This window comes from Kaistia sp. MMO-174 (assembly GCF_037147815.1).
GTDB classification, from domain to species: Bacteria; Pseudomonadota; Alphaproteobacteria; order Rhizobiales; family Kaistiaceae; genus Kaistia; species Kaistia nematophila.
Genome location: NZ_JBBCUO010000001.1, coordinates 1,221,885 through 1,244,765 on the forward strand (window position 1 = coordinate 1,221,885; position 22,881 = coordinate 1,244,765).

At 66.2% G+C, this 22,881-nt stretch carries 28 protein-coding genes; 11 read left to right on the forward strand and 17 right to left on the reverse strand.

Annotated elements, in window-relative coordinates; translation table 11 throughout:
• Nucleotides 1-20: 20 nt before the first annotated feature.
• Nucleotides 21-842 (reverse strand): DUF4344 domain-containing metallopeptidase, encoded by an 822-nt coding sequence (locus tag WFK98_RS05520; protein WP_266339502.1) that lies wholly within the window; start codon nt 840-842, stop codon nt 21-23.
• Nucleotides 843-952: 110 nt separating this feature from the next.
• On the reverse strand, nt 953-1,468 hold the full coding sequence (locus tag WFK98_RS05525; protein WP_266339503.1) for a DinB family protein: 516 nt from the start codon (nt 1,466-1,468) through the stop codon (nt 953-955).
• Between the two features lie 137 nt (nt 1,469-1,605).
• On the opposite strand from WFK98_RS05525, the gene WFK98_RS05530 reads away from it, so the two are divergent.
• Together WFK98_RS05530 and ndk are read left to right on the forward strand one after the other, a co-directional pair.
• On the forward strand, nt 1,606-2,307 hold the full coding sequence (locus tag WFK98_RS05530; RefSeq protein WP_266339504.1) for a cyclic nucleotide-binding domain-containing protein: 702 nt from the start codon (nt 1,606-1,608) through the stop codon (nt 2,305-2,307).
• A 115-nt stretch (nt 2,308-2,422) separates the two neighbouring features.
• Nucleotides 2,423-2,845, forward strand: a complete 423-nt coding sequence (gene ndk, locus WFK98_RS05535; protein ID WP_266339505.1) for a nucleoside-diphosphate kinase — start codon at nt 2,423-2,425, stop codon at nt 2,843-2,845.
• A gap of 78 nt (nt 2,846-2,923) precedes the next feature.
• Here the strand turns inward: ndk and WFK98_RS05540 are convergent, their stop codons facing one another.
• From WFK98_RS05540 to pgsA, 5 genes are read right to left on the reverse strand one after another with little or no spacing between them, the layout of a single operon-like run.
• Nucleotides 2,924-3,544, reverse strand: coding sequence for a glutathione S-transferase family protein (locus tag WFK98_RS05540; protein WP_336799526.1), 621 nt, complete (start codon nt 3,542-3,544; stop codon nt 2,924-2,926).
• A gap of 36 nt (nt 3,545-3,580) precedes the next feature.
• Entirely contained in the window at nt 3,581-4,243 is a 663-nt protein-coding gene (locus tag WFK98_RS05545; RefSeq protein WP_336799527.1) for an HD domain-containing protein, read from the reverse strand.
• On the reverse strand, nt 4,240-4,719 hold the full coding sequence (locus WFK98_RS05550; protein WP_266339508.1) for a molybdenum cofactor biosynthesis protein MoaE: 480 nt from the start codon (nt 4,717-4,719) through the stop codon (nt 4,240-4,242). Before WFK98_RS05550 ends, WFK98_RS05545 begins: the two co-directional genes overlap by 4 nt.
• Nucleotides 4,720-4,726: 7 nt before the next feature.
• Entirely contained in the window at nt 4,727-4,978 is a 252-nt protein-coding gene (gene moaD, locus WFK98_RS05555) for a molybdopterin converting factor subunit 1 (protein WP_266339509.1), read from the reverse strand.
• Complete coding sequence (gene pgsA / locus WFK98_RS05560) at nt 4,975-5,586, reverse strand: CDP-diacylglycerol--glycerol-3-phosphate 3-phosphatidyltransferase (protein WP_266339510.1); 612 nt, start codon at nt 5,584-5,586, stop codon at nt 4,975-4,977. Before pgsA ends, moaD begins: the two co-directional genes overlap by 4 nt.
• A gap of 208 nt (nt 5,587-5,794) precedes the next feature.
• Here pgsA and WFK98_RS05565 point away from each other — a divergent pair, with 208 nt between their 5' ends.
• Nucleotides 5,795-6,160: a diacylglycerol kinase gene (locus WFK98_RS05565; protein WP_336799528.1), complete on the forward strand. Its 366-nt coding sequence runs from the start codon at nt 5,795-5,797 to the stop codon at nt 6,158-6,160.
• An 82-nt stretch (nt 6,161-6,242) separates the two neighbouring features.
• Nucleotides 6,243-6,497, forward strand: coding sequence for a DUF3297 family protein (locus WFK98_RS05570; protein ID WP_266339512.1), 255 nt, complete (start codon nt 6,243-6,245; stop codon nt 6,495-6,497).
• Nucleotides 6,498-6,657: 160 nt separating this feature from the next.
• Here the strand turns inward: WFK98_RS05570 and trhO are convergent, their stop codons facing one another.
• A complete protein-coding gene (gene trhO, locus WFK98_RS05575) occupies nt 6,658-7,422 on the reverse strand; it encodes an oxygen-dependent tRNA uridine(34) hydroxylase TrhO (RefSeq protein ID WP_336799529.1) in 765 nt (254 codons plus the stop codon).
• Nucleotides 7,423-7,561: 139 nt separating this feature from the next.
• Here trhO and WFK98_RS05580 point away from each other — a divergent pair, with 139 nt between their 5' ends.
• Nucleotides 7,562-8,608 (forward strand): Tim44 domain-containing protein, encoded by a 1,047-nt coding sequence (locus WFK98_RS05580; RefSeq protein WP_336799530.1) that lies wholly within the window; start codon nt 7,562-7,564, stop codon nt 8,606-8,608.
• A 112-nt stretch (nt 8,609-8,720) separates the two neighbouring features.
• Nucleotides 8,721-9,431: an HAD family hydrolase gene (locus WFK98_RS05585; protein WP_266339515.1), complete on the forward strand. Its 711-nt coding sequence runs from the start codon at nt 8,721-8,723 to the stop codon at nt 9,429-9,431.
• 80 nt (nt 9,432-9,511) lie between these two features.
• Here the strand turns inward: WFK98_RS05585 and WFK98_RS05590 are convergent, their stop codons facing one another.
• Nucleotides 9,512-10,966 (reverse strand): DUF1254 domain-containing protein, encoded by a 1,455-nt coding sequence (locus WFK98_RS05590; RefSeq protein ID WP_266339516.1) that lies wholly within the window; start codon nt 10,964-10,966, stop codon nt 9,512-9,514.
• A gap of 303 nt (nt 10,967-11,269) precedes the next feature.
• On the opposite strand from WFK98_RS05590, the gene WFK98_RS05595 reads away from it, so the two are divergent.
• Together WFK98_RS05595 and WFK98_RS05600 are read left to right on the forward strand one after the other, a co-directional pair.
• Nucleotides 11,270-11,695: a VOC family protein gene (locus WFK98_RS05595; RefSeq protein ID WP_266339517.1), complete on the forward strand. Its 426-nt coding sequence runs from the start codon at nt 11,270-11,272 to the stop codon at nt 11,693-11,695.
• Nucleotides 11,696-11,742: 47 nt separating this feature from the next.
• Nucleotides 11,743-12,267: an opioid growth factor receptor-related protein gene (locus WFK98_RS05600; protein ID WP_336799531.1), complete on the forward strand. Its 525-nt coding sequence runs from the start codon at nt 11,743-11,745 to the stop codon at nt 12,265-12,267.
• Nucleotides 12,268-12,281: 14 nt separating this feature from the next.
• Here the strand turns inward: WFK98_RS05600 and uvrC are convergent, their stop codons facing one another.
• Both uvrC and WFK98_RS05610 read right to left on the reverse strand, forming a co-directional pair.
• Nucleotides 12,282-14,354, reverse strand: a complete 2,073-nt coding sequence (uvrC, locus tag WFK98_RS05605) for an excinuclease ABC subunit UvrC (RefSeq protein ID WP_336799532.1) — start codon at nt 14,352-14,354, stop codon at nt 12,282-12,284.
• Entirely contained in the window at nt 14,318-15,082 is a 765-nt protein-coding gene (locus WFK98_RS05610; protein ID WP_336799533.1) for an SDR family oxidoreductase, read from the reverse strand. Before WFK98_RS05610 ends, uvrC begins: the two co-directional genes overlap by 37 nt.
• Before the next feature lie 344 nt (nt 15,083-15,426).
• Here WFK98_RS05610 and WFK98_RS05615 point away from each other — a divergent pair, with 344 nt between their 5' ends.
• Entirely contained in the window at nt 15,427-16,083 is a 657-nt protein-coding gene (locus WFK98_RS05615; protein ID WP_266339521.1) for an outer membrane protein, read from the forward strand.
• A 141-nt stretch (nt 16,084-16,224) separates the two neighbouring features.
• Here WFK98_RS05615 and WFK98_RS05620 read toward each other — a convergent pair whose 3' ends face one another.
• From WFK98_RS05620 to WFK98_RS05635, 4 genes are all read right to left on the reverse strand, one after another.
• The gene (locus WFK98_RS05620; protein ID WP_336799534.1) at nt 16,225-17,070 is read right to left on the reverse strand and encodes an inositol monophosphatase family protein; all 846 of its coding nucleotides are present in this window, start codon (nt 17,068-17,070) and stop codon (nt 16,225-16,227) included.
• Nucleotides 17,071-17,149: 79 nt separating this feature from the next.
• Nucleotides 17,150-17,752, reverse strand: a complete 603-nt coding sequence (locus WFK98_RS05625) for a glutathione S-transferase family protein (RefSeq protein WP_336799535.1) — start codon at nt 17,750-17,752, stop codon at nt 17,150-17,152.
• A 59-nt stretch (nt 17,753-17,811) separates the two neighbouring features.
• Nucleotides 17,812-18,471 (reverse strand): ribonuclease T2 family protein, encoded by a 660-nt coding sequence (locus tag WFK98_RS05630; RefSeq protein WP_336799536.1) that lies wholly within the window; start codon nt 18,469-18,471, stop codon nt 17,812-17,814.
• A gap of 2 nt (nt 18,472-18,473) precedes the next feature.
• Complete coding sequence (locus tag WFK98_RS05635) at nt 18,474-18,926, reverse strand: hypothetical protein (RefSeq protein ID WP_336799537.1); 453 nt, start codon at nt 18,924-18,926, stop codon at nt 18,474-18,476.
• A gap of 173 nt (nt 18,927-19,099) precedes the next feature.
• Between WFK98_RS05635 and WFK98_RS05640 the strand changes: the two genes are divergently transcribed.
• Nucleotides 19,100-20,080, forward strand: coding sequence for a glutathione S-transferase family protein (locus WFK98_RS05640; protein ID WP_336799538.1), 981 nt, complete (start codon nt 19,100-19,102; stop codon nt 20,078-20,080).
• Between the two features lie 12 nt (nt 20,081-20,092).
• Here WFK98_RS05640 and WFK98_RS05645 read toward each other — a convergent pair whose 3' ends face one another.
• Nucleotides 20,093-20,962, reverse strand: a complete 870-nt coding sequence (locus WFK98_RS05645; protein WP_336799611.1) for a 23S rRNA (adenine(2030)-N(6))-methyltransferase RlmJ — start codon at nt 20,960-20,962, stop codon at nt 20,093-20,095.
• A gap of 237 nt (nt 20,963-21,199) precedes the next feature.
• Between WFK98_RS05645 and WFK98_RS05650 the strand changes: the two genes are divergently transcribed.
• Nucleotides 21,200-22,351, forward strand: a complete 1,152-nt coding sequence (locus WFK98_RS05650; RefSeq protein ID WP_336799539.1) for a GGDEF domain-containing protein — start codon at nt 21,200-21,202, stop codon at nt 22,349-22,351.
• On the opposite strand, the gene WFK98_RS05655 is transcribed toward WFK98_RS05650, so the two are convergent.
• Nucleotides 22,348-22,797 carry a host attachment family protein gene (locus WFK98_RS05655; protein WP_266339527.1) on the reverse strand — a complete coding sequence of 150 codons (450 nt, stop codon included), beginning with the start codon at nt 22,795-22,797 and terminating at the stop codon, nt 22,348-22,350. The genes WFK98_RS05650 and WFK98_RS05655 overlap by 4 nt on opposite strands.
• Nucleotides 22,798-22,881 lie beyond the last annotated feature (84 nt).

A 22,881-nucleotide genomic window follows, 5' to 3' on the forward strand; every position in this document is an offset into this window, starting at 1 on the left:
AAGATGTCGCTGCTTGGGGCTCAGCGGGCCTGGATGTCGCGGACGATCAGTTCGGCATGATAGCCGGACAGCTCGTAGCAGAGCACGATCTCGTTCCTGGCCGGGTCATAGCTGGATGTCACCGCGCCGCAGCTCTTGGCGCGCAGCGTCGGCGGCTGCGGCAGGGTGAAATCGTTGGCGAGCCGGGTCGCGACCTCCTCCAGCACCTTGTTGTCGTGCAGGATGGTCAGCTCGACGACCTCGTTGGCGGCCGGCGGGTCGTAGACGACCGGAATGACCGAGAGCGGCGCGCCGGCAGCCCGTCGCATCGGCTTCAGCGCGTTGTCCCAGAGCGAACGCTTGCTCTGGTAGGAGGTCGCGCAGTTGGCGCGCGCGGCGGGCGTGAGCGCTGCCGCGTCGGCGATGTCGGCGAAATCCTTGTCGTTGGATCCCACCATGTTGCAGACGATGGCATTGGCGCGATCGGCGTCGACCGAATGCCGGTCGGGCAGGCCAATGGCGTCGGATCCGGCCGAGGCGGTCAGGTGATTCGAGAGCATCCAGCTGTCGACGGCGTCGACCAGCGTCTGGTCGCCGGCGCCGCTGCGCGGCTCCAGGAGGGTCATGACCGCGAAATCGTCGGCTGCCTGCTCGCCGCCGGCGGGCTCGATGCCGTAGCGCTCCATCATCATGTGGCCGGCCTGGTGATAGAGCGCGAACACGGCGTTGCCGACGACGAAATCGACGACCTCGGCCATCTCGGCATCCGACATTCCCTGCGGCGGCTCGGCCTCGAGCTTCGGGGTCGCTGCCTGCGCGGCGGAGACGGAAAGAGCGAACGCAAGGACCAGGGGCCGAAACATGAGGACTCACAGAGACAGGTACAGACTCTGGAAAGCGTGCGCTTCCGTGCCGGTTGAATCAAGCGACCGGCTTCACACATCTCCGATATATTTGCGCGACTGGCCGTCGCTCAGCGGAGGCCGATTCCGGTCTGCCGCTGGAACTGGATCAGGTCGAGGCTCGGGCAGGCGTCGCGGCCGCCGATCCGCGTCAGGATCGCCGTCGCCTGGCCGCGGTGGTGGGTCTGGTGATTGAAGAGATGGGCGAGGGCGGGGCCGAGCGGCTGGGTGATCTCGACCGGATTGGTGACCGGGCGATAGGTGAAGGTGCCGGCGATGGTCGCCTCATCGAGCCCGTCGACATAGGCGATGATCCGCGCGTCCTCGGTCGCCCGCTGCGTCGCCAGTTCCTCCAGGTCGTCCGTCACCAACTCGTTGAGTGCGGCAGGGGCGGGGCCTTCGCCGGTGAAGCGGCGCATCCAGATACGGTCGGTGACCAGGAGATGGTTGAGCGTGCCGTTGAGCGAGCCGAAGAAGGCGCCGTGATCGGCGAGATAGTCCGCGCGGGCGAGGGCGCGCGCCGCGCCATAGAGGCGGTCATTGGCCCAGCCATTATAGGCGGCGAACATCTCGAAATGCGGCTTCATGGCCTCGGGTTCTCCAAATGACGGCAAGCGGCGGCGGGAATATATGAAGCCTGTCATACGGCAGGGGGAATATTGCGGATAACCTAGCGTCAGACCGGCGGGCGAATCCCGCGCAATGCTGAGGCTTCGTTCGCGATATGGGAATATCCCACCCGCTCCTGCTGGAGATCATTTTTCATGTCGGCAATGCGATCGCGCTGATCGCCTATCTGTTCCGGGACCAGATCCATCTGCGCGTGGTAGTCATCGTCAGCATGATCCTTCAGTCGAGCTATTACGTGCTGATCTCGGCCGGCGGACCGCTCTGGGATCCGCTCAGCTGGAAGATCCTGACCATCGTCGTCAATGTCGTCATGATCGCCCTGCTGTTCCGCGACCGGCTGCGCTTCGGCATTGACGACGAGGTGAAGCCGCTGTTCGAGGCGTTTGGCGTGCTGTCGCCCGGCCAGTTCCGCAGGCTGCTCGCCTGCGCGGAGCGCCGGGGAGGAGCGATGCCGCTGACGGAGCGGGGCGTGCGGCCGACTTCGCTGTTCCACGTGCTTTCCGGCGCCGCCGAGGTGAACAAGGACGGCCGGCGGCTCGGTGTCGGAGCCGGATCGTTTATCGGCGAGATCGCGTTCCTGACCGGCGGTCCCGCCACGGCCGATGTGCGCCTGCAGGCCGGAGCGCGCGTGCTGCAATGGGATGTCGGGCGGCTTCGCGCCCTGATGCGAAAGGAGAAGGCGATCGACATCGCGCTGCGCGGGCTGCTCAGCCACGACCTTGCCGTGAAGACGTCCCACAGCGCCTTGCCCGAGCAAGCCGGCTTACCGAATCAAGGCGCTCTCTCGATCTCGTAGCCGAATCCGGGCGGTTCAAACGATCGCAGGCGCCGTCGCCGCCCTTGCCCGGTGCCTGCGCCAAGGCTATACAGCGCCACCCATTTACCCCTTTCCATTCGACAGGACCGAAGACATGGCGATCGAACGCACCTTCTCGATGATCAAGCCCGACGCGACCAAGCGCAACCTGACCGGCAAGATCACCGCCAAGCTGGAAGAGGCCGGCCTGCGCGTCGTCGCTTCGAAGCGCGTGTGGATGTCGCGCCAGCAGGCCGAAGGCTTCTACGCCGTCCACAAGGAGCGTCCCTTCTTCGGCGAGCTGGTCGAGACGATGACCGCCGGCCCGACCGTCGTGCAGGTCCTGGAAGGCGAAGGCGCCATCCTGAAGAACCGCGAAGTCATGGGCGCGACCAACCCGGCCAACGCCGACGCCGGCACCATCCGCAAGGAATTCGCCCTGTCGATCGGCGAGAACTCGGTGCACGGTTCGGACGCTCCGGAGACCGCTGCCCAGGAGATCGCCTACTGGTTCTCGGGCATCGAACTCGTCGGCTAATTCGCCGAAGCTTCGGAGAGTTGCGAATGGCCGGGCTCGTCCCGGCCATTTTTGTTTGGCGATCGCCGTGAGCCGATCTCAGCTCAGGCCGATCATCACCGTCTTCTGGTAGGCGGGGCGCTGCTTCAGCCTTTCGTACCAGGTGGCAAGATGCGGCAGGTCCGGGCGCTCGATGGGCATCTCGAACCACGCATAGGTGAAGCAGCCGAGCGGGATGTCGCCCATGCCGAAGCTGTCGCCCGAAAGGAAGGGCTGCTCGGCCAGCGTGCGATCGGCGATCGCGAGCAGCGTGGCGAATTTCGCGCGGCCGGCCTCGATCGCGGCCAGGTCGCGCTTGTCCGGCGCCGTGCGGACCATGCCCCAGAACAGGTCGCGGAACGGGGCGGCGACGCTGGAAGTGGTGAAGTCCATCCAGCGGTCGGCGCTGGCGCGAGCCTGCGGATCCTCCGGCGAAAGCACGCCCGGCGCATAGCGCCCGGCCAGGTAGCGGACGATGGCGTTCGATTCCCACAGAACGAAGTCACCGTCGCGGATCGTCGGAACAAGCCCGTTCGGGTTCATGGCGCGATAGGCGGGATCGGCGGTCAGGCCGAAGCTACCCCCGGCCGGGATCGATTCATAGGCGAGACCGATCTCCTCGGCGCACCAGAGCACCTTCTTGACGTTGTTCGAGTTGTTGCGGCCCCAGATCGTCAGCATGAAGTGTCTCCCATGGCCGGCTTTCGACGGCGCGGCTCAGATTTCGTCGAGGAATTCGTCGTAGAAGCGACGCAGCCGCGCCTGCCGCAATTCGGCCAGCCGGGCGCCCGTCCGGGTCTGGAAGCCGGCCGCGAGCTTGAAGAGCTTGTTTTCGAAATGGTCGATGGCAAAGCGCTTGTCGTCGAGCGGGCGCCACGCAGCCTCGGGATCGGCGGGATCGTAGAGGCCACTGCCCATCCGCCCGGCGATATAGAAACAGCGCGCCACGCCCACCATGCCGATCGCATCGAGCCGGTCGGCGTCTTGCAGGATCTTCGCTTCGAGCGTCTCCGGCGGGATCGCGGCGGAAAAGCTGTGCGCCTCGATCGCGTGTGCGACAGCGGCGATCCGCTCGCCGTCCCAGCCGAGATCCCGCAGCACCGTCTCCGCCTTGCGGGCGGCGAGGCGGGAGGCCTGGGCGCGCATCGGATCGTTCTTCTCGACCGTCACGCAGTCATGCAGCAGCGCCGCGGCCGCGACGACCTCGGCTGCGCCGCCTTCCTCGGCCAGGATCGCGGCTGCGTTGCTCCAGACGCGCGCAAGATGCGCGACATCGTGCGAGCCGTCGTCGCTCGACGTCGCATGCGGCAGCAGCGCTTCGGCCAAGGGCTCATGCGGCGCGAAGGCGCCGCCGGGCCGGTCACTTCGGGAATGGCTCAATCGGAGTTGTTCCAGCGCTCTTCCGCCTCGTCGTCCGCCTGCTTGGCGGCGACCCAGGCCACGGCGCCGGCGGCCGTGTGCTCCTTCTTCCAGAAGGGAGCGTGGGTCTTCAGGAAGTCCATGATGAACTCGGCCGATTCGAAGGCGGCGTGCCGGTGCTTGGAGGCGGTGACGACGAGGACGATGTTCTCGCCCGGGCGCACCTTGCCGTGCCTGTGCAGGACGGTGACGTCGGAGATTTCCCAGCGGCCGGCCGCCTGCTCGGCGATGCGCTTGACCTCGGTCTCTGCCATGCCGGGATAGTGCTCGAGTTCGAGCGCCTCGAGCCGGCCGTCCTCGTCGCGGCAGAGGCCGGTGAAGGTGACGATGGCGCCGATGTCGCCGCGCCCTGCCGAAACGCGCTCGATCTCCGCCGTGATGTCGAGCGGCTCGGCAACGATGGCAACGCGGACATTGGGAGAACGGGCATGGGTCATGGCGAACCTAGCCTCCGGTCATGGGCGGGAAGAGGGCAACCTCGCGAATTCCGCTGATGGACGCTTCATGGTCGGCGTGGTCGTGATCAAGCGCCACGCGGATCGCCGCCGGCTCCGCGAGCGCCGCCTCGTAGCTGTCGCCGCGGGTCCGGAGCCAGCCGAGCAGATCGCCGACCGTGTCGACGCCGCGCGGCGGCTCCACCGTCTCCTCCGCCGTGCCGATCCGCTCGCGGACCCAGGCGAAATAGACGAGTTTCACGGCTCTTCCTCCAGGATGTGTCCGAGGCCGGCGCGGAAATAGTCATAGCCGGTGTAGAGCGTCACGATGGCCGAGGCCCAGAGCAGGACGAGGCCGATCAGCGTCGTATAGGCGAAATAGGCGTCGCCGGCCGGACCGGCCAGCAGGAAGCTGATCGCTACCATCTGCAGCGCCGTCTTCCACTTGGCGAGGCGCGAGACCGGCACGCTGACGCGCAACTCCGCCAGGTATTCGCGCAGGCCCGAAACCAGGATCTCGCGCGAGAGAATGATCAGCGCCGCCCAGAGCGACAGGCCGTCGATGGTGCGCTCAAAGACGAGGGCCAGCAGGCAGGCCGAGACCAGCAGCTTGTCGGCAATGGGATCGAGCATGCGGCCGAGCGATGACTGCTGCTTCCAGATCCGCGCCAGATAGCCGTCGAGATAGTCGGTGATGCTGGCGATGATGAACAGCGCCAGCGCCGTCCAGCGCCAGGTGTCCTTGCCGCCGACGACGCAGAAGACGACGAGCGGGACGGCCAGGATGCGGCCATAGGTCAGAATGTTCGGAAGCGAGAGCAGGAGTGCCCGCTGCGGCCGTCTGACGTCGAAGGTGCGAAGTTCGCTCATGTCTGTCCTGAACCCTTCCCCTCATATTGCATCCGGACCGCGCCCTGCCAAGGTTATGCAGGCAAGAATGGCGGGGATGCGATGCGGGGGGAGGCAATCGCGGGGAATCGCGTACATGATAAGCGCGTCGCGCAAAAAATGCGCGACCATGGAACAATTCAAGGGATCCTGGCTGCCGGTTCTGGCGCGCATGGATGGGGGAACAAGCATGCGGGCCTGGATCGACCACTTCTTCTCGGCGCTGCGCTGGTCGAGCGCCGGGGCGGCCGATCTGTTCCGGGGCGAGATGGCGGCGCGCATGGAACTGGCGGCCGGCGTCGTCGGCCTCGTCTGGATCGTCGTCATTGGCCGCTCGCTGGCGGAGATCGGCGTCTACCTGATGCTCGCCTTCGCCTCGCTCGCGGTCGAGGCTCTGAATACGGCCATCGAGGAGATCGTCGACCGCGTTTCGCCGGAGCATTCCGAATTCGCGCGCCGCGCCAAGGACCTCGGCTCGGCTGCCGTGATGTTCATGCTGATCGGCACGGGGATCTATGTGCTGCTGCTGACGGTCGCGGCCGCGATAGGCCGGTGAACCGCCGTGTCAGGCGGGTTGGCAGGACGGTGCCGTCCCGCTATGTCTCCCGGCCAATGCTCATCGATTTGAAGGCTTCATCATGACCGACACGCTGCCCGACCGTCTTTCGAACGATCCGAAGAGCCCCTTCCATGACGAGGCCCTGCTGGAGCGTGGCATCGGCATCCGCTTCAACGGCGCCGAGAAGACCAATGTCGAGGAATACTGCATCAGCGAAGGCTGGATCCGCGTCGCCGCCGGCAAGGCGCGCGACCGTTTCGGCAATCCGCTGACGATCAAGCTCAAGGGCGTCGTCGAGGCCTATCTGCGCAACGACGCCGAAGACGCCGGCTAAGGCGACCCGATCCTTCACCTCTCCCTGAGGGAGAGGTCGGGGCGAAGCTCCGGGTGAGGGTTTAGGGAACTATCGGGTGAGGCCGTATACCCTCACCCGCCGCACTTCGTGCGTCGACATCTCCTTCAGGGAGAGGTGAGGGACGATGCGTCATCCTGATCTAGGGCGCTTCGCCTTCGCTCTCTTCCTCCGCGGCCACGCGCTCGACCAGGCCATGGCCGAGCGCAACGCGCTCGTCGAACACGAAGCACTCGCCCTGCCATAGGCTCTCTTCCGGCGGGATGGTTTCCAGATATTTCAGGATGCCGCCCTTCAAGTGGAACACCTCGGCGAAGCCCTGCGACAGCAGGTAGGAACTCGCCTTCTCGCAGCGAATGCCGCCGGTGCAGAACATGGCGACCTTCTGGTTCCTGGCCGGATCGAGCGTGCGGCTGACGAAGTCGGGGAACTGCGAGAACTTGCGCGTCTCCGGGTCGAGCGCCCGCTGGAAGGTTCCCATCTTCACTTCGAAGCGGTTGCGCGTGTCGATCACAACGACGTCGGGATCGGAGATCAGCGCATTCCAGTCCTCGGCCGCCACATAGGTGCCGACCTGCTTCGTCGGGTCGACATGCGGCTGCGCCAGCGTGACGATCTCCTTCTTCAGCCGGACCTTGAGCCGCTTGAACGGCATGGCGGCGGCAGTCGAGAATTTCAGCTCCATGTGGTTGAGCCGGCCGCCGAAAAGGTCACCGGTCTCGAGCTCCGTCACGACCGCGTCGATGCCCGCGTCAGGGCCGGCGATCGTGCCGTTGATCCCCTCCGGTGACAGCAGCAGCGTGCCGCGAATCCCGTGCGTTTCGCACAGTTCCAGCAACGGCGCGCGCAGGTCCTCGAAATCGGCAAGCGACGCGAACTGATAGAGAGCGGCAACCTTGTATGTCATGGCGCGAGCCAATAACACGATGTCGCGATTGAAGAAATCGCAAGAATGACGCGGGCTGCCCCTAACCAAGGGCTTGCATCGTTCCTACATGGCGTCCGAGGGCCTGAAAGGGCCCACTCTTTCAAACAAGGGACGAGACATGTTTTTCGGCAAGCGCACACCGGGATTTCTGGCGATGGTCGGCATCGCCACGGCGATGAGCTTCGCTGTTGTGGACGACGCGGACGCCCGGCGGGGTGGGAGCTTCGGCAGCCGCGGCGCGCGCACCTTCCAGGCTCCGGCCACCACGCCGACCGCGCCCAGCGCGGCGCAGCCCGTGCAGCGTTCCATGACGCAGTCGTCGGCCGGGCAGGCGACCAATGCGGCTCGTCCGGCGGCCCAGCAGGCGTCACGCCCCGGTTTCCTGGGCGGTCTTGGCGGCTCGATGCTGGGCGGCCTGATGATGGGCGGCCTGATCGGCATGCTGCTGGGCAACGGCCTCGGGGGCATGGCGGGCGCCTTCGGCTTCATCCTGCAGATCGCGCTGCTCGCGATTGCCGCGATGTTTCTGTTCCGCTTCCTCGGTAGCCGCAATCGCACGGCGGCCGCCTCCGCCGGCATGGCCGGCGCGGCGCCGGCTGGCATGGCTCGCGGCATGACCCCGGATGCCCCGGCGGCGGATGCGCCGCAGGCGGCTGCCCGCAACGGCCTCGGCTCGGGTTTTGGCGGTTTCGGCGGCCTCGGCGGCTTCGGTTCGGGCGCCAAGCCGGCGCGGCCGGCCAACGCCATGAACGCCAATGACGAGGTCGGCATCACCGGCGGCGATCTCGACGCGTTCCAGAAGCTGCTGGGCGAAGTGCAGGGCGCCTTCGGCCGCGAGGACTACGCGACGTTGCGCCAGCACACGACGCCGGAGATCATGTCCTATCTCTCGGAGGAACTGAGCCAGAACGCCACCAGCGGCCAGCGCAACGACGTCACCGACGTCACGTTGCTGCAGGGCGATCTCGCCGAGGCCTGGAGCGAGGGCGACACCGACTACGCCACCGTCGCGATGCGCTACGAGAGCCGCGACGTGATGCGCGACCGGACGACCGGCGCGATCCTCTCGGGCGATGCCGATGCGCCGACGGAGACGACCGAGATCTGGACATTCACCCGTCAGGCCGGCGGCGAATGGAAGCTCTCGGCGATCCAGGAGGCCTGAGCCTCCGGACCGAATGACGAGCGCGCGGCAAGCGCGCCCGTGACAATTCCTGGCGGGTCCGGCTAGAATCCGGTCCCGCCATTTTTGTCTGGCGCCCCATACGAGAATTCGAATGCCCTCTCCGCGATCCTCCCTCACCGCCATCGGCTTCGACGCCGACGACACGCTTTGGCAGAACGAGCAGTTCTATCGGCTGACCGAACAGCGCTTCATCGACCTGCTGGCGGAGCATGGCGACCGGGAGGAGATTTCGCGGCGGCTGAACGAAGCGGAGCGGCGCAACCTCAAGCTTTACGGTTTCGGCATCAAGGGCTTCACGCTTTCCATGGTCGAGACCGCGATCGAGCTGACCGGCGGCCGCATCCCGTCGGCGGCGATCAGCGAGATCCTGGCCGCAGGTCGTGACATGCTGGTGCATCCGGTCGAGACGCTGCCGCATGTGCGCGAGACGCTGGAGCAGCTTGCCGGCGCCTATCGGCTGATCCTGATCACCAAGGGCGACCTGTTCGACCAGGAGCGCAAGCTGGCCGCTTCCGGCCTTGGCGACCTGTTCGATGCCGTCGAGATCGTCAGCGACAAGAACACCTCGACCTATCAGCGCATCTTCACCCGCCATGCCGATGGCCCCGCGCACAGCATGATGGTCGGCAATTCGCTGAAGTCCGACATCGTGCCGGCGATCGAGGCGGGAAGCTGGGGCGTCTATGTTCCGCACGACCTGACGTGGTCATTCGAGCATGTCGAGGCGCCGGTCGGCGCGCCGCGCTTCCGTGAGGTGCCGCATCTTGGCGAGTTGCTGGCTTTGCTTGCCAAGCTCGACTGACACAGTCCTTCGCTGTCTCACGCAAAAAAGGGCGAGGCCTTGCGCCTCGCCCTTCTGCATTTTTGCCGGAGCGACAGGACCTACTGCGCCAGCATCTGCGCTGCCTCGGCCTTTTCGACCGGCGGCGGGTTCCAGCGGCCCGTCAGCGCGCTGCTCTGCGGCGCGTAGAGACGCATCGTGAGGTTGAACGGCCCCTTGGGGGCCGGAAGCCAGTTGGCTTCCTTGTCCTTGCCGGGGCTGGCGTTCTGGAAATAGAGGTCCAGCGAGCCGTCGGCGTTCTTGACGAAGGGCATCCAGCTCGACACCGCGAAGCGGTTCAGCGGATTGGCGACCTGGAAGCCGTCGGGATCATAGAGCGTGACGGACCAGAAGGCATCGACGGGCGGCGTCTTGCCGGCTTCGAAATGCAGCACGTAGTCGTTGTTGCCGTCCAGCGGCTTGTCGGAGGCGTCGCCGAGGTTGAGCGGGTAGATCGCGTCTTCCGGCAGGTTGGCGCCGAGGCCCAGCTGCGCGACGATGGCGCGCTTCAGGTAGTAGTTGCCATAGACGCCCATCGTGTCGGTGTTCATCGACCAGTTGTTGACGTTGCGCGCCAGCGACTTCACCTTCCAGGCCATCAGGTCCTGAGCCGCTTTGGGCGCCAGGTTCAGGCCCTCCTGGACCTCGGGCGACAGCTTGCCGGCATCGAAGGACTGGCCGGGCACGATGCCGATCTTGGCCAGGTTAGCCACCATGGGCTGGTCTGTGATGTGCGGCGGATGCAGCTTCAGCAACTCGGCCGCATAGGCGAAGTACTGGTCGGCCGGCATGGTGTCGAGGGTGATCTTGGGCGGCGTCTTCATGTCGATCTTGGGATCGACCGTCACGGTCGGCGGCTTGGCGTCCTTGCCCCATTCCGACAGGGGCGTGACCTTGTAACCGGCCTGGACCTTGTGGACCGCGTCATAATCCGGCGGCCCGTCGGTCTTGGTGCGGCCGACGACCCAGACATAGGGTGTCGGCGCCTCGATGCGGCTCGTGCCTTCCGGCAGCTTCAGTTCCGTGCGCCACGAATCCTTCAAGTCGGGCCGCCAGCCGGGCGGCGTCACCAGATAGTTGGCGGCGCCGGTGCCCGTCGTGCGCCAGCCGGGCGAGGCGAACACGTCCGACCACATGTCCAGCATCGGCAGCAGGAAGTAGCGCCCGTCCGTGTCGGCATTGGATACGACGACCGGTTCCTTCGTCATGTCGAGCCAGGCCACCGAATAGAGCGTGTCGAAGTTGGGCCGGACGACGACCTTGTAATCGGCCGGCGGGAATTCCGGGACGTTGACGAACATGTTCATCGGCCCGCGGCCGAATTCCTTGCCGGGCTCGATGTTGGTGCTCTGCTGCCGGGTCAGGTCCATGGTTAGCATGGGGTAGAAGTAGAGATAGGCGTCGGCGCCGATGGCGCGCGCCTGCTCCTTTGTCAGGGCCGGCTCCGCTTGAGCCGGCAGCGAGGCCGCGACTGCCAGCGCAGCCCCCAGCGTCGCGGCGATCCATCGAGTACGCATCAGCCTGGCCTGCTTTCTCCGCCCGAGGCGGTCTGGGTGAGATGTTCCGCAGGCTGCAACTATGGCGATTGCCGATGTTCCGTCGAGTAAATTCGGTTTATGCGCGATTTTTACTTTCCGGAATTCGCGATCCGGATAGATCTGATACGGGTTCACGATGTTATGCTTCCCGTATAAACTTCATGAGCGCAGAATCCGGCGGGGTTTCTGGCTCGCGTGGTTTTGAGCAAAACGATGGAACGGGCTTTCGGCCGGCGAATTGTTTCCAATGCCCCTCGAGAGGGCCGGGAGGAGGAACACGCCATGGTCCGCGTCGTCGGGATTGACCATCTCGTCATCCGCGTCAGCGACTTCGGGATATCGAAGGCCTTCTATGGCCGCCTCTTCGCGTTTCTCGGTTTCGAGGTGCTGGGCGACTATGGCGACACGATCGGTTGGACCAACGGCAAGACGCGCTTCTGGATCGGCGAGGCCGATGCCGAAGGCAAGAAGCACAAATACCGCATCGGCGACATCGGCTTCCACCACTACGCCTTCGAACTCCGGAGCCGGCAGGACGTAGATGATCTCGAGGCCTTCCTGAAACGGGAAAAGGTGGAGATCGTCGATCCCGCGGGCGAGTACTACGACGACTACTACGCCGTGTTTTTCCTGGACCCGGACGGGTTGAAGCTCGAAGGCATGAAATATGGCGAGAAGACCGCGCGGGGCGCGGGGAAGGGCAACTGAATGTGCCCGAAACCGTCAGGTCCTTCGATCGGCGTGGGAGCGGCAGGATGACGACGGCCGAATCCGCGCTGGTCCGCTTCCACGCCGGCGTCGCCACCGACAGCGAGGGACGCCGGATCGCCGAGATACTTGCCTGGGGTGACGACGATCTCGAACGGGTCCACGACTACATCCAGTGGCTGTTTCCTCTCCCGGAGCGGAGCGGCTTCAATCCGTATGCGCCGATCCTGACCCCGTCCGACATCGCGGCGTTCCGGGAGCGCGCCGATCTGCGCACCTCGCTGCACAGGGCCCTCCAGCGGCTGCTGGCCTTCTATGGCTTCGCCGAGGTGAAGACGGAGGACGGGCTTGAAATCAGCCGGACGGCCGAGTTCCCGCAAAAGGCGCGGAACTGGCTGCGGCCCGGCAATCACAACCTGCTGCGCATCAGCCGCATCCTGCGCGCCCTGACGCTGCTCGGGCTCGAGCGCGAGGCGCGCAGCTTTCTGGCCGCGCTCGAAGCGCTGCATGCCGAAGCGGCCGACCAGCTGGGGCCGGTGGCGATCGCCTATTGGCGCCGGGCGGTCCAGTAGGCCGCCCGAACGCCTCAGTCGCCCTTGTCGTGGAAGAAATCGTAGATGTTGCGGGCCATCTGCTCGGAGATGCCGGGAACGCCGAGCAGGTCCGGCACGCTGGCCCTGCCGACTGCCTTGGCGGTGCCGAAATGGGCGAGCAGGGCGCGCTTGCGCGTCGGGCCGATGCCGTCGATCTCGTCGAGCGGGCTCTTGGTCAGCGCCGCCTTGCGCTTGGCGCGGTGCGTGCCGATGGCGAAGCGGTGCGCTTCGTCGCGCAGTCGCTGGACGAAATAGAGCACGGGATCGCGCGGCTGCAGCATGAAGGCCTCGCGGCCCGGCACGAAGAATTTCTCGCGGCCGGCATCGCGGTCGGGGCCCTTGGCAATGCCGATCAGCGGCACCTGGTCGGTCAGGCCCAACTCGTCGATGATGGTCTGCGCGGCGGAGAGCTGGCCCTGGCCGCCATCGATGAAGACGAGATCGGGCCAGGGACCGAAACCGTCCTCGTCGCGCGGCGCGGTCTCGCGCGAGCCGACTTCCTTGACCAGCCGCGAGAAGCGCCGCGTCAGCACCTCGCGCATCATGCCGAAATCGTCGCCCGGCGTGATCTCTTCCGAGCGGATGTTGAACTTGCGGTACTGGTTCTTCACGAAGCCGGTCGGCCCGGCGACGATCATGCCGCCGACGGCGTTTGTGCCCATGATGTGGCTGTTGTCGTAGACCTCGATGCGGCGCGGCGGCGCCTCCAGCCCGAACGCCTCGGCGACGCCTTCGAGCAGGCGGGCCTGGCTGGAGGTTTCCGCGAGGTTGCGACCGAGCGCCTCGCGCGCGTTGAGCAGCGCGTGGTCGACCAGGTCCTTCTTCTCGCCGCGCTTCGGCACCGCGATCTCGACCTTGTGCCCGGCATGCTCGGAGAGCGCCGCGGCGATCAGGTCCATCTCCTCCACTTCGTGGCTGAGCAGGATGAGTGCCGGCACGGGCTTGTCCTCGTAGAACTGCGCCAGGAAGGCGCCGAGGATCTCGGCCGCGTCGAGGCTCTTGTCGGCGCGCGGATAGAAGGCGTGGTTGCCCCAGTTCTGGCCGGTGCGGAAGAAGAACACCTGCACGCAGTTCTGGCCGCCTTCCTGATGCACCGCCAGCACGTCCGCCTCGTCGACGGATTGCGGGTTGATGCCCTGGTGCGACTGGACATGCGACAGCGCGGCGATGCGGTCGCGGTAGATGGCGGCGCGCTCGAAGTCGAGATCGGCGCTGGCGGCCTCCATGGCGCGGGCGAGGTCCGTCTTGATGGCCGACGACTTGCCGGTGAGAAAGCCCTTGGCCTCGCGCACGAGCTCAGCATAGTCGCCGAGCGAGATCTCGCCTGTGCAGGGGGCGGAGCAGCGCTTGATCTGGAACAGCAGGCAGGGCCGCGTCCGGCTCTCATAGACCGAATCCGTGCAGGTGCGGATCAGGAAGGCGCGCTGCATGGCGTTCATGGTGCTGCCGACGGCGCCGGCCGAGGCGAAGGGGCCGTAATATTCGCCGCCGCGGCTGCGGGCGCCGCGATGCTTCACAAGCTGCGGCGCCTCGTGGTCGGTGATCAGGATGTAGGGAAACGACTTGTCGTCGCGCAGCAGCACGTTGTAGCGCGGCCGGAGGCGCTTGATCAGGTTCGCTTCCAGCAGCAGCGCTTCGGTCTCGGTGCGCGTCGTGACGAATTCCATCGTCGCCGTCTGCTGGATCATGCGGATGATCCGGTTCGACTGCATGCCGACGCGCGTATAGCTGGTTACGCGCTTCTTCAGGTTCCGCGCCTTGCCGACATAGAGGACGTTGCCGCCCTGATCGAACATGCGGTAGACGCCCGGCGCATTGGGCAGGCGGGTGACGAAATCGGCGATGACGGCCGCACCCTTGCCGCGCGCCACCAGCTCGCCGCCCGCCTCGAAGGCGGCCTCGGCCGGCTGTGCGTCGTCTTCAGCCGGTTTCGCGGCTTCGCTGCCGGCGTCTGCGCTCGACAGCGCCGGCGGCGGGCCGGCTTCGGCGGCGATCTCGGACTTGTCGGTATCGTTGGGGGGCAGGGTGTTCACTCGCTGATGCCTACGATATCGGGCGTTTCCCATGCAAGATGCTGCCCGCCATCGAGCGCGATCATCTGGCCGGTAATGGAACGCGTCTCGTAGAGATATCGTATCGTCCGCCCGAATTCGCAAAGGTCCGGCCCGTGCCGCAGCAGCACGGCCTCGGCCTGCTTGCGGAATTCGGCCGGATCCTGGCGCGGCGAGGGCAGGGTCGGGCCGGGGCCGATGGCGTTGACGCGGATGCGCGGCGCCAGCGCCTGCGCCAGCGTGCGGGTCGCCGTCAGCAGGCCCGACTTCGATAGCTGGTAGGACAGGAAATGCGGCGTCGTTTTCCAGGCGCGCTGGTCGACCATGTTGACGACGAGCCCCTCGCGACCAGCCGGCAACTGCGCGGCGAAGGCGTCGGCCAGGAAGACCGGCGCGGCGAGGTTGACGGTCGTCTGGCGCTGGAAGCGTTCGGGATCGAGCGCGCCGATGCCGTCCGCCTCGAAGATCGAGGCATTGTTGACGAGCAGGGTCAGCGGGCCCAGCGCCTCGGCGGCGCGGGCCGGGAGCGCGCGCGCTGCGTCGAGGTCGGCGAGATCGGCCGAAAGCACGAGGGCGCGCCCGCCCTGGCGGCGGATGTCGTCTGCCAGCGCTTCGGCGACGTCGACGGAGCTGCGGCAATGGATGGCGACGGCGAAGCCGTTCCGGGCGAGGTCCTCGACGATCGCGCGACCGATTCTGCGCGCGCCGCCCGTGACCAGTGCCGTGCCCATTTCGTCCGTCATGTTGCCTGCCGTTCGTGCGAATCCGTGGAGCTGCGAAGATAGGGTGGCAGGCCCATTTCGGTAAGCCTTAGTTAGGCTTCGTTAAATGTGGTCAACACCTGCGTCGACACCATGTCAGAGAGGTTAACGCGGAAAGGTTCCGGTCGCTAAAATTTGCATGAAATCAGATGCTTAACGGCGGATTGCGTGATTTTGGCAACGAGGCGCGAATGCCTCGAACATGCCGCAATTCCTGTCATGTTCTGCCGCAATGGCAGGGTTAATTCAGACCATCGGATCCGGGGCAGAAGGTCGCTCCCGGATCAAGTTTTGTAGCTTTTAGTTTAGTACGCATGGAGACCAAGATGCTGCGTATCCGCACCCTCTCCCTCGGCGCCATGGCGCTGGCCCTCTCGGCAGCCCCGGTTCTGGCTGCGGATCTCACCTACGAGCCGGCTCCGGCTCCGCTCGCTCCCGCAGCGCAGGCCTTCAGCTGGACCGGCCCGTATGTCGGCGCCCTGGTCGGCTACGGCTGGTCCTCCTCGGACGCCAATTCGCGCTACGCTTTCGGCAGCGTCAACGGTGACGGCTTCAAGGGCGGCCTCTACGCCGGTTACAACTTCGACCTGGGCAACCAGTGGGTGATCGGCGCCGAAATCGACGCCAACCTCGACGACGTCAGCGGCTCGAACGCCATCGGCGGCGTCCGTCAGAAGTGGGACGGCACGGCCCGCGCCCGCGTCGGCTACGCCTTCGACCGCTACCTGGCCTACGGCACGGGCGGCGCGGCTCTCTCGGGCGCCAAGGCTTCGGTCGACGGTGCTGGCTCGGACGACAAGACCCACATGGGCTGGACCGTCGGCGCCGGCGTCGAGGCCCAGGTCTGGAACAACGTCACCGCTCGCGTCGAGTACCAGTACGCTTCGTACGGCAAGGAGCACTACGACATCGGCGCTCCGGGCGGCACCGACATCGACTTCAACACCAACACGATCCGTGCTGGCGTTGGCGTGAAGTTCTAATCGGTTCTTCCGAACCGTATCGAAGAGCCGGCGGGGCGACCCGCCGGCTCTTTTCGTTTGGGCGCGGCGTCTGAGCGCACAAATGAAAAGAGCACCGGTGGAATGCCGGTGCTCTCTGCGGAAATGGCGATATAGCGCCGTTCAGGCGACGGCATATTCCGTGCCGGCGAAGAGGGCCGCCTGCAGCGCCCGCCAGCTTGTCTCGTCCGGCGCGCAGAGCAGGCCGCCTTCGCGATGCGCCGGCAGATAGGCGCTGCCGTCGAAACGGGCGGAATAGCCGCCGGCCTCCCGGTGGATCAGCCAGCCTGCGACATGGTCCCAGACCGTCAGCTTGGCATAGAGCGCGAAATGGCTGTGGCCGCCCGCCAGCATCCGGTATTCGTGCGCCGCGCAGCGATAGCCGGCGGCCGAGCGGGTGGCGGCGAGATTGGCGCACACCTGCGTGCGCAGCGGCTCGGGCAGGAGCGACCAGGACGCGGTGCCGGCCATCTCGTTGACCGGCTTCGGCGCGGCGACGCGAAGATCGTTGCGCTCGCCGCGGGAATTCTCCGTCCAGGCACCTTCGCCGCGCAGCGCCGTGGTCCAGTCGCCGCCGATCGGATCGAGGATGACGCCGCCGACCGCCTCGCCGCGCACGACGACGCCCGCCATGACGCCGAAGAGCGTCAGTCCCGACGCGAAGTTCTTGGTGCCGTCGACGGGGTCGACGACAAAGGCGAGGTCCGCCCCGTCGAGCCGGTCGAGCAGCGTCTCGTCAGCGGATACCGCTTCCTCACCGATAACGACCGCGCCGGGGAATTCCTTGAGCAGCGCCGCGGTGATCTTCCGCTCGGCCGCCTCGTCCGCGTCGGTGACCAGGTCCTCGGCCGAGGTTTTCTGGCGGATGGCGCCGGCGCTCAGATGGCGGAAGCGCGGCAGGATCTCGGCCTCGGCCGCGTCGCGCAGGATCCGGGCGACGGTCTGGGCATCGCCCACTGAAAAGCTCATGCGAATCTCCGGGATGGGGGGCGTCTTCCGGCGAAGCGGACACCGGCTCGCAGGCGGAAGACGCGGCCAGACAAAAGGATCAGGACTTGAAGCGCGTCTGTTCGAAGCTCGGCACACGGGCCGCGAAGTCGTCGAGGAAGGCGACCAGATTCGGATGCGTCGCGCGCCAGGCTCCGTGGAAGCGAAGATCGAGATAGCCGAGGGCGCAGGCGAGCGCGATCGTGCCGACATGGACCGCGCCGTCGAAGGGGAGAGCCTCCGCGGCGGCGAGGCCGCGCTCGACCTTGCCCTGCTGATGCGTCTTCCATGTGACGCTCTGCTGCCCTTCCTCGCGCCAGCGGCTCTCATAGACCTGGAGAAGCGCGGCGTCGGCGATCCCGTCGGCGAGCGCCTGCATCACCAGTGCGGGATAGCGCGACGCCGCGTCGGCCGGGATGATCTTCCCGCCCCCGGCGAGATGGTCGAGATAGTCGACGATGACGCGGGAATCGTACACCACCGTGCCGTCTTCGAGGATCAGAGCCGGGATCTTGCCGAGCGGATTCTGCTGCCGAAGGATTTCGTTCGGATCGGTGGTGTCGGCGGCGACGATATCGATCCGGTCGATCAGACCCAGGTGATGGGCGGCGATCCTGACCTTGCGCCCGAAGGGCGAGGCGGGGGAACTGCGCAGGACGAGCAAAGTTCGGGGTCCTTGTCCGAAGGAGGGAGAAGCGGGCCGGGCGTCGGCCGCCGCCCGCGTCAGCGGACGGGCGGCATGACGAGGCTGTTGTTGCGGCAGGCCTTGTGATCGACCTCGGCGCAGCTGCGGAAGCGCAGGTCCTTGGTCATGCAGATGCGGACTTCCTTCAGCCGGCGCGAATCGCAGCTGACCGCGATGCCATTCGCCTTGAGGCCGGGATTGGCGGCGATGAAGGCCGATTCCACGTCGCGGGGCGAGACGGTCAGATAGTCCGGCAGGTCGACGAACTGCGTCGGGATCTCCACGGCCTCGCGCGCCTGCCGCGTCAGGTCGAAATAGTCGTCCGGCTGCAGGCCGGAGCAGGATCCGTGCGTTCGCCATTCGTGCCGGACCAGCGACGGGCTCGGCATCACGTCGAGCATGCTGTCGACGAGGCGGCGCGGCAGGCCGCTGCGCGGGCCCACATCGCAATCGCGCGGAGAACCACGCTCATATTGCGGCCAGAGGCCATGCACGACGAAGGCGAACGGGCGCGGACCGCCGCACTGGATCCGATCCGACCGGCCGCGATCCTGGCAATAGGTCGGCGACCATGACAGCGACAGGACGTAGAAATCGAAGTCGCCTGGCGTATCGGCCGAGGCCGGCGCGCTCGTCACCCAGCCGGCAAGCACCAGGAAGGCGGCGAACAGGCCGCGCACGACCGAGGAGGGCCTCACGCTCAGAACCAGCCGGGACGAACCGTGCGGCACCAGCCGTCATGCACGCGCCACGGATCCTGGCCCGATACGCAGAAATCGACATACCAGCCGATCGAGGCGAAGCCCATGCGCTCCTCGATCAGGTAGTAGACGGCGGTGGGGCGGACATTGTCGGCGATGTAGACGTCGGCCTTGCAGAAGCGGCGGTCTATCAGGCCGGGATCGCCGGGACGGAACTGGGTCTCGGTGACCGAGGCGACTTCGCGGAAGGCGAGGTTGTTGCCCCAGGTATGCGTGTTGGCCCAGTGGTAGCGCTCGGCGATGTTGGAGAGAACCTTGGGCGAATCGCAGAGCGGAACGCTGCCGCGATGCACTTCCTGGCCGTAGCTGCCGTCATAGTCCGCCGCAAGGGCCGCGCCGGATCCGGCGAGGGCGGCGACGAAGGAAAGGGCTGCGACGAGGCGACGGATCATGATTGCGATTCCCCAGAGGACGCTCTGCCAGACGATGCGTCACAGCCGCCACGACGGTCAAGCATTCACCGGCCGGATCGGGCAGGGTGGTGAACAGAGAGTCGCCGTGTGGAGTGCTGGCAACAACTCCTGATTAAGCCGATATGTCGTTCAACGATGAACGGAGCACGGATATGGGCCTTCTGGTCGATGGCGTTTGGCAGGACCAATGGTACGACACCCGCAACACGGGCGGTCGCTTTCAGCGCAGCGCGGCGGGTTTTCGCAACTGGGTGACGGCGGATGGCAGCCCCGGCCCCACGGGCAGGGGCGGCTTCAAGGCCGAGCCCGGCCGCTATCATCTCTATATTGCCCGCGCCTGTCCCTGGGCCCACCGCGTGATGATCTTCCGCGCGCTGAAGAGGCTCCAGGGGATGATCGATTATTCGGTGGTCAACTGGCTGATGGCCGAGAACGGCTGGACCTTCGAGCCCGGGCCGGGCGTCACCGCCGACAAGGTCAACGGCTTCCGGTTCCTGCACCAGGTCTATACCAAGGCCGATCCCGAATATTCCGGCCGGGTCACCGTGCCGGTGCTGTGGGACAAGCTGACCGGGACGATCGTCAGCAACGAATCGTCCGAGATCATCCGCATGCTGAATTCAGCTTTCGACGGCGTCGGCGCCAAGCCGGGCGACTATTACCCGGAGGCGCTGCGGCCAGAGATCGACGCGCTCAACGCGCGTATCTACGACACCGTCAACAACGGGGTCTACAAGGCAGGCTTCGCGACCAGCCAGACGGCCTATGAGGAGGCGATCCATCCGCTCTTCGCCAGCCTCGACTGGCTGGAGGGGGTGCTCTCGGAGCAGCGCTACCTGACGGGCGACCGGCTGACCGAGGCGGACTGGCGGCTCTTCACCACGTTGCTGCGCTTCGATCCCGTCTATGTCGGCCACTTCAAGTGCAACCTGCGCCGGCTGGTCGACTATCCCGCGCTCTGGTCCTACACGCGTGAGCTCTATCAGGTGGACGGCATCCGCGAGACCGTCGATTTCGACCACATCAAGCGGCACTACTACGAGAGCCACAAGACGATTAACCCGACCGGCGTCGTTCCGCTCGGGCCGATCCTCGATTTCGACGCGAGGCCGGACCGCGCCTTCGCGGCCTGACCGGCAGGAGTGTCAGGTTTCGCCGCGAATCCACCAGACGCGGCGACCTGCCTTTTCCGTCTCGCCGAGGATCGGCGCGAGGCCTGTCAGCAGGCCGTCGAGCGTGCGGTCGATCTGCCAGGGCGGATTGCAGATCACGAGCCCGGTGCCGTTGAAGGTGTCGGGCGTCGTCCGTTCGCGCACCCAGAGCTCGGCGCCCAGGATCTTGGGAATGCCGCTCTCGGCGAGCCGCTTGTGGAAGTTCGTGACGGCGCCGATGTCCTTGATCGGATACCAGAGCGCGTAGACGCCGGTCGGCCAGCGCTGATAGGCCTTCTCGAACCGGTCGAACAGGGTCTTGAACTCGTCCGGCTGCTCATAGGGCGGGTCGATCAGCACCAGTCCGCGCCGCTCCTTCGGCGGCACGAAGGAGCCGAGCGCCAGCCAGCCGTCGAGCTCGATCGCCTTGACCTGGAAATCGCCGGCGAAGAGGGCGGCCAGCGTCGCGTGGTCCTCCGGGTGCATCTCGACCGCGGTCATGCGGTCGGTCTTGCGCAGCAGGTGGCGGATCAGCCAGGGCGAGCCCGGATAATGCTTCAGCCCGCCATCCGGATTGGCGGCCTTCACCGTCTCCAGATAGGGCGCCAGCGCCTCGGCGAGCTTGCGCGTCAGCTCGGCCGCCGGCTTGCCGTCGGCGTCGAGCAGCCGGCCGATGCCGCCCTGCCATTCGTTCGTCTTGCCCGCCTCTGTTGCCGTCAGGTCGTAGAGGCCGATGCCGGCATGGGTGTCGATCACCCGGAACGGCTTGTCCTTGGCCTTCAGGTGCTCGAGCAGAAGGGCGAGGATGGCGTGCTTGACGACATCCGCGAAGTTTCCGGCGTGATAGGCGTGACGATAGTTCATGGCCAAGGTGTTGGCATTGCCGCGCTGGCCGCGCAAGGGGCATTCCTCCGCCATCCGGATCTCAGGCGTCCGACGAGGGGCTTCGTGGCGCCGGGGCGAATTTTATCTCAACCTCAGGTTGACGATCGGGGTCCGAATGAATTAGTCGGTGCTGCAGTCTCCTGGAATTGGGCGAGCTGATCGTCCGCGCATGTCCGGCCACCTCCCTCTCATCCGCCGCGGATTCCGAAGATCGCCATGGTTCTCGATTTCCTGACGCTGTCCATCGTCATCCTGCTCAACGCGTTCACGATGGCGATCATCTGGGGCCTGATCTGGTGGTCCTATCGCAGCTTTGCCGCCGCCCGGATCTGGATGTTCGCCTGCCTGACCACGGCGCTGGGCGGGCTGATCCTGGCGCTGGAATCGCTCGCCAAGGTGCCGACCAACGTCATCGGCAACGGCGTCATCTTCTTCGGCTTCTGCCTCTACTGGGTCGGCGTGCGCCAGTTCTATGGCCGCAGCCGGCCCTGGGTCGAAAGCGTCTTGATCACGACGGGCGCGATGGTGGCGCTTGTTGTCTTCTCGACGGCCTATCCGAGCAACGGCGCGCGCAACGCGGTCTATGCCATCGGCCAGTCGATTCCGCTCGCCTGCGCCATCTTCGATCTGACCCGGCCCGGCCGGCGGACGCCGGGCAGCATGCTGGCCGCCGTCGCCATGGCCATCGCGATCTTCGTTCACGGCGTCGAGACCGCGGCGAACTTCGCCTTCACCCATGGCGGCATGGCCCAGCTTCACTACGACACGATCGAGACCGTCGTAATCCTGCTCGTGATCTTCAGTGGCGTCGTCTGGAATTTCGGCATGATCGTCATGGCGATCGACCATCTGCGCGCCGAGCTCGCCGTGCTGACCTATCGCGACGAGCTGACCGGCGTCGGCAATCGGCGTCTGCTTCAGGAGCGGCTCGTCGCCGCAGAGGAGCGCCTGCGGCACACCGGGCTGCCCTTCACGCTGATGATGGTCGACCTCGACAACTTCAAGTCCATCAATGACGAGCATGGCCACGCTGCCGGCGACGCCTGCCTTCGCCAGGTCGCCGACATCGCCGCCGGTGCGCTTCGCCCGGCCGATCTGGTCGCCCGGCCGGGAGGAGACGAATTCTGCATCCTGCTCGCTGATCTCGACGGCTCGCGGGCTTCGGCGATCGCATCAGAGCTTGTCGCGACCTTTCGCCAGCGGCCCGTGCCCTGGGGCGGGGGCGGCATCCCGCTGACGCTCAGCATCGGCGTGGCCGAAGCCAGCGCAGCCCATCCCCGGACGGGCACGGAACTGCTGGAATTGGCGGATCGGGCTCTCTATGCCGTCAAGCGCGACGGTCGTGATGGCTACGCGCTCGCCGCCTAGGCCGCCAGCAGCCGGCTGATCTCGTCGATCGGGGCCGATGTCAGCGTCTTCGTCATCTCGCCCTGGATGCGGTCGCTGACCTGCTTGTGAAAGCTCTGCCGCAGCGTGCCGAGGGTCTTCGGCGGCGCGACGATGACCAGTTCGCTGAAGCTGTTGGCCATCGCCGCCTTGTAGAGCGCCTCGGCGATGGTGCCGGCGAATTTCTGTTCTTCCAGAAGGTGCCAGTCGGTCTGTTCGACGGAGCTTCTCGAGAAGCCCGCGCTCTGCATCACCCGTCCCGGACGGTCGGTGCCCTGTTCCCGCGTCGGCGGATTGTCGCTGCCGTCGAGGATTTCCTCGACGACCAGGTCCAGCGCCTGGGGCGTGCCGCGATTGCGCAGGAAGAGCGCCTTGCGCCCGTCGCCGACCAGGACCAGGGCGTTGTGATGGATGAGGAAATCGGGCATGGGAAACCTTCCTGCGGGGATCGTTGCGGACGGCGGCCGCCTCCCGGCATGGGGTGCGCACCTATCACGCCAACGCGCCCTGCG

Excerpts from the sequence above, each read along its gene's own strand:
- WFK98_RS05565 (WP_336799528.1), top strand. The coding sequence starts at position 5,795 with ATGCGGGCCTGGATCGACCACTTCTTCTCGGCGCTGCGCTGGTCGAGC.
- WFK98_RS05525 (WP_266339503.1), bottom strand. The coding sequence starts at position 1,468 with ATGAAGCCGCATTTCGAGATGTTCGCCGCCTATAATGGCTGGGCCAAT.
- WFK98_RS05655 (WP_266339527.1), bottom strand. The coding sequence starts at position 22,797 with ATGCCCGATTTCCTCATCCATCACAACGCCCTGGTCCTGGTCGGCGAC.
- WFK98_RS05650 (WP_336799539.1), top strand. The coding sequence starts at position 21,200 with ATGGTTCTCGATTTCCTGACGCTGTCCATCGTCATCCTGCTCAACGCG.
- WFK98_RS05615 (WP_266339521.1), top strand. The coding sequence starts at position 15,427 with ATGCTGCGTATCCGCACCCTCTCCCTCGGCGCCATGGCGCTGGCCCTC.
- WFK98_RS05540 (WP_336799526.1), bottom strand. The coding sequence starts at position 3,544 with ATGCTGACGATCTGGGGCCGCAACAACTCGAACAACGTCAAGAAGGTG.
- WFK98_RS05595 (WP_266339517.1), top strand. The coding sequence starts at position 11,270 with ATGGTCCGCGTCGTCGGGATTGACCATCTCGTCATCCGCGTCAGCGAC.
- uvrC (WP_336799532.1), bottom strand. The coding sequence starts at position 14,354 with ATGGGAAACGCCCGATATCGTAGGCATCAGCGAGTGAACACCCTGCCC.
- WFK98_RS05640 (WP_336799538.1), top strand. The coding sequence starts at position 19,100 with ATGGGCCTTCTGGTCGATGGCGTTTGGCAGGACCAATGGTACGACACC.
- WFK98_RS05585 (WP_266339515.1), top strand. The coding sequence starts at position 8,721 with ATGCCCTCTCCGCGATCCTCCCTCACCGCCATCGGCTTCGACGCCGAC.
- trhO (WP_336799529.1), bottom strand. The coding sequence starts at position 7,422 with ATGACATACAAGGTTGCCGCTCTCTATCAGTTCGCGTCGCTTGCCGAT.
- WFK98_RS05570 (WP_266339512.1), top strand. The coding sequence starts at position 6,243 with ATGACCGACACGCTGCCCGACCGTCTTTCGAACGATCCGAAGAGCCCC.
- WFK98_RS05580 (WP_336799530.1), top strand. The coding sequence starts at position 7,562 with ATGTTTTTCGGCAAGCGCACACCGGGATTTCTGGCGATGGTCGGCATC.
- WFK98_RS05530 (WP_266339504.1), top strand. The coding sequence starts at position 1,606 with ATGGGAATATCCCACCCGCTCCTGCTGGAGATCATTTTTCATGTCGGC.
- WFK98_RS05635 (WP_336799537.1), bottom strand. The coding sequence starts at position 18,926 with ATGATCCGTCGCCTCGTCGCAGCCCTTTCCTTCGTCGCCGCCCTCGCC.
- WFK98_RS05620 (WP_336799534.1), bottom strand. The coding sequence starts at position 17,070 with ATGAGCTTTTCAGTGGGCGATGCCCAGACCGTCGCCCGGATCCTGCGC.
- WFK98_RS05600 (WP_336799531.1), top strand. The coding sequence starts at position 11,743 with ATGACGACGGCCGAATCCGCGCTGGTCCGCTTCCACGCCGGCGTCGCC.
- WFK98_RS05645 (WP_336799611.1), bottom strand. The coding sequence starts at position 20,962 with ATGAACTATCGTCACGCCTATCACGCCGGAAACTTCGCGGATGTCGTC.
- WFK98_RS05610 (WP_336799533.1), bottom strand. The coding sequence starts at position 15,082 with ATGACGGACGAAATGGGCACGGCACTGGTCACGGGCGGCGCGCGCAGA.
- WFK98_RS05520 (WP_266339502.1), bottom strand. The coding sequence starts at position 842 with ATGTTTCGGCCCCTGGTCCTTGCGTTCGCTCTTTCCGTCTCCGCCGCG.
- pgsA (WP_266339510.1), bottom strand. The coding sequence starts at position 5,586 with ATGAGCGAACTTCGCACCTTCGACGTCAGACGGCCGCAGCGGGCACTC.
- WFK98_RS05590 (WP_266339516.1), bottom strand. The coding sequence starts at position 10,966 with ATGCGTACTCGATGGATCGCCGCGACGCTGGGGGCTGCGCTGGCAGTC.
- WFK98_RS05550 (WP_266339508.1), bottom strand. The coding sequence starts at position 4,719 with ATGACCCATGCCCGTTCTCCCAATGTCCGCGTTGCCATCGTTGCCGAG.
- ndk (WP_266339505.1), top strand. The coding sequence starts at position 2,423 with ATGGCGATCGAACGCACCTTCTCGATGATCAAGCCCGACGCGACCAAG.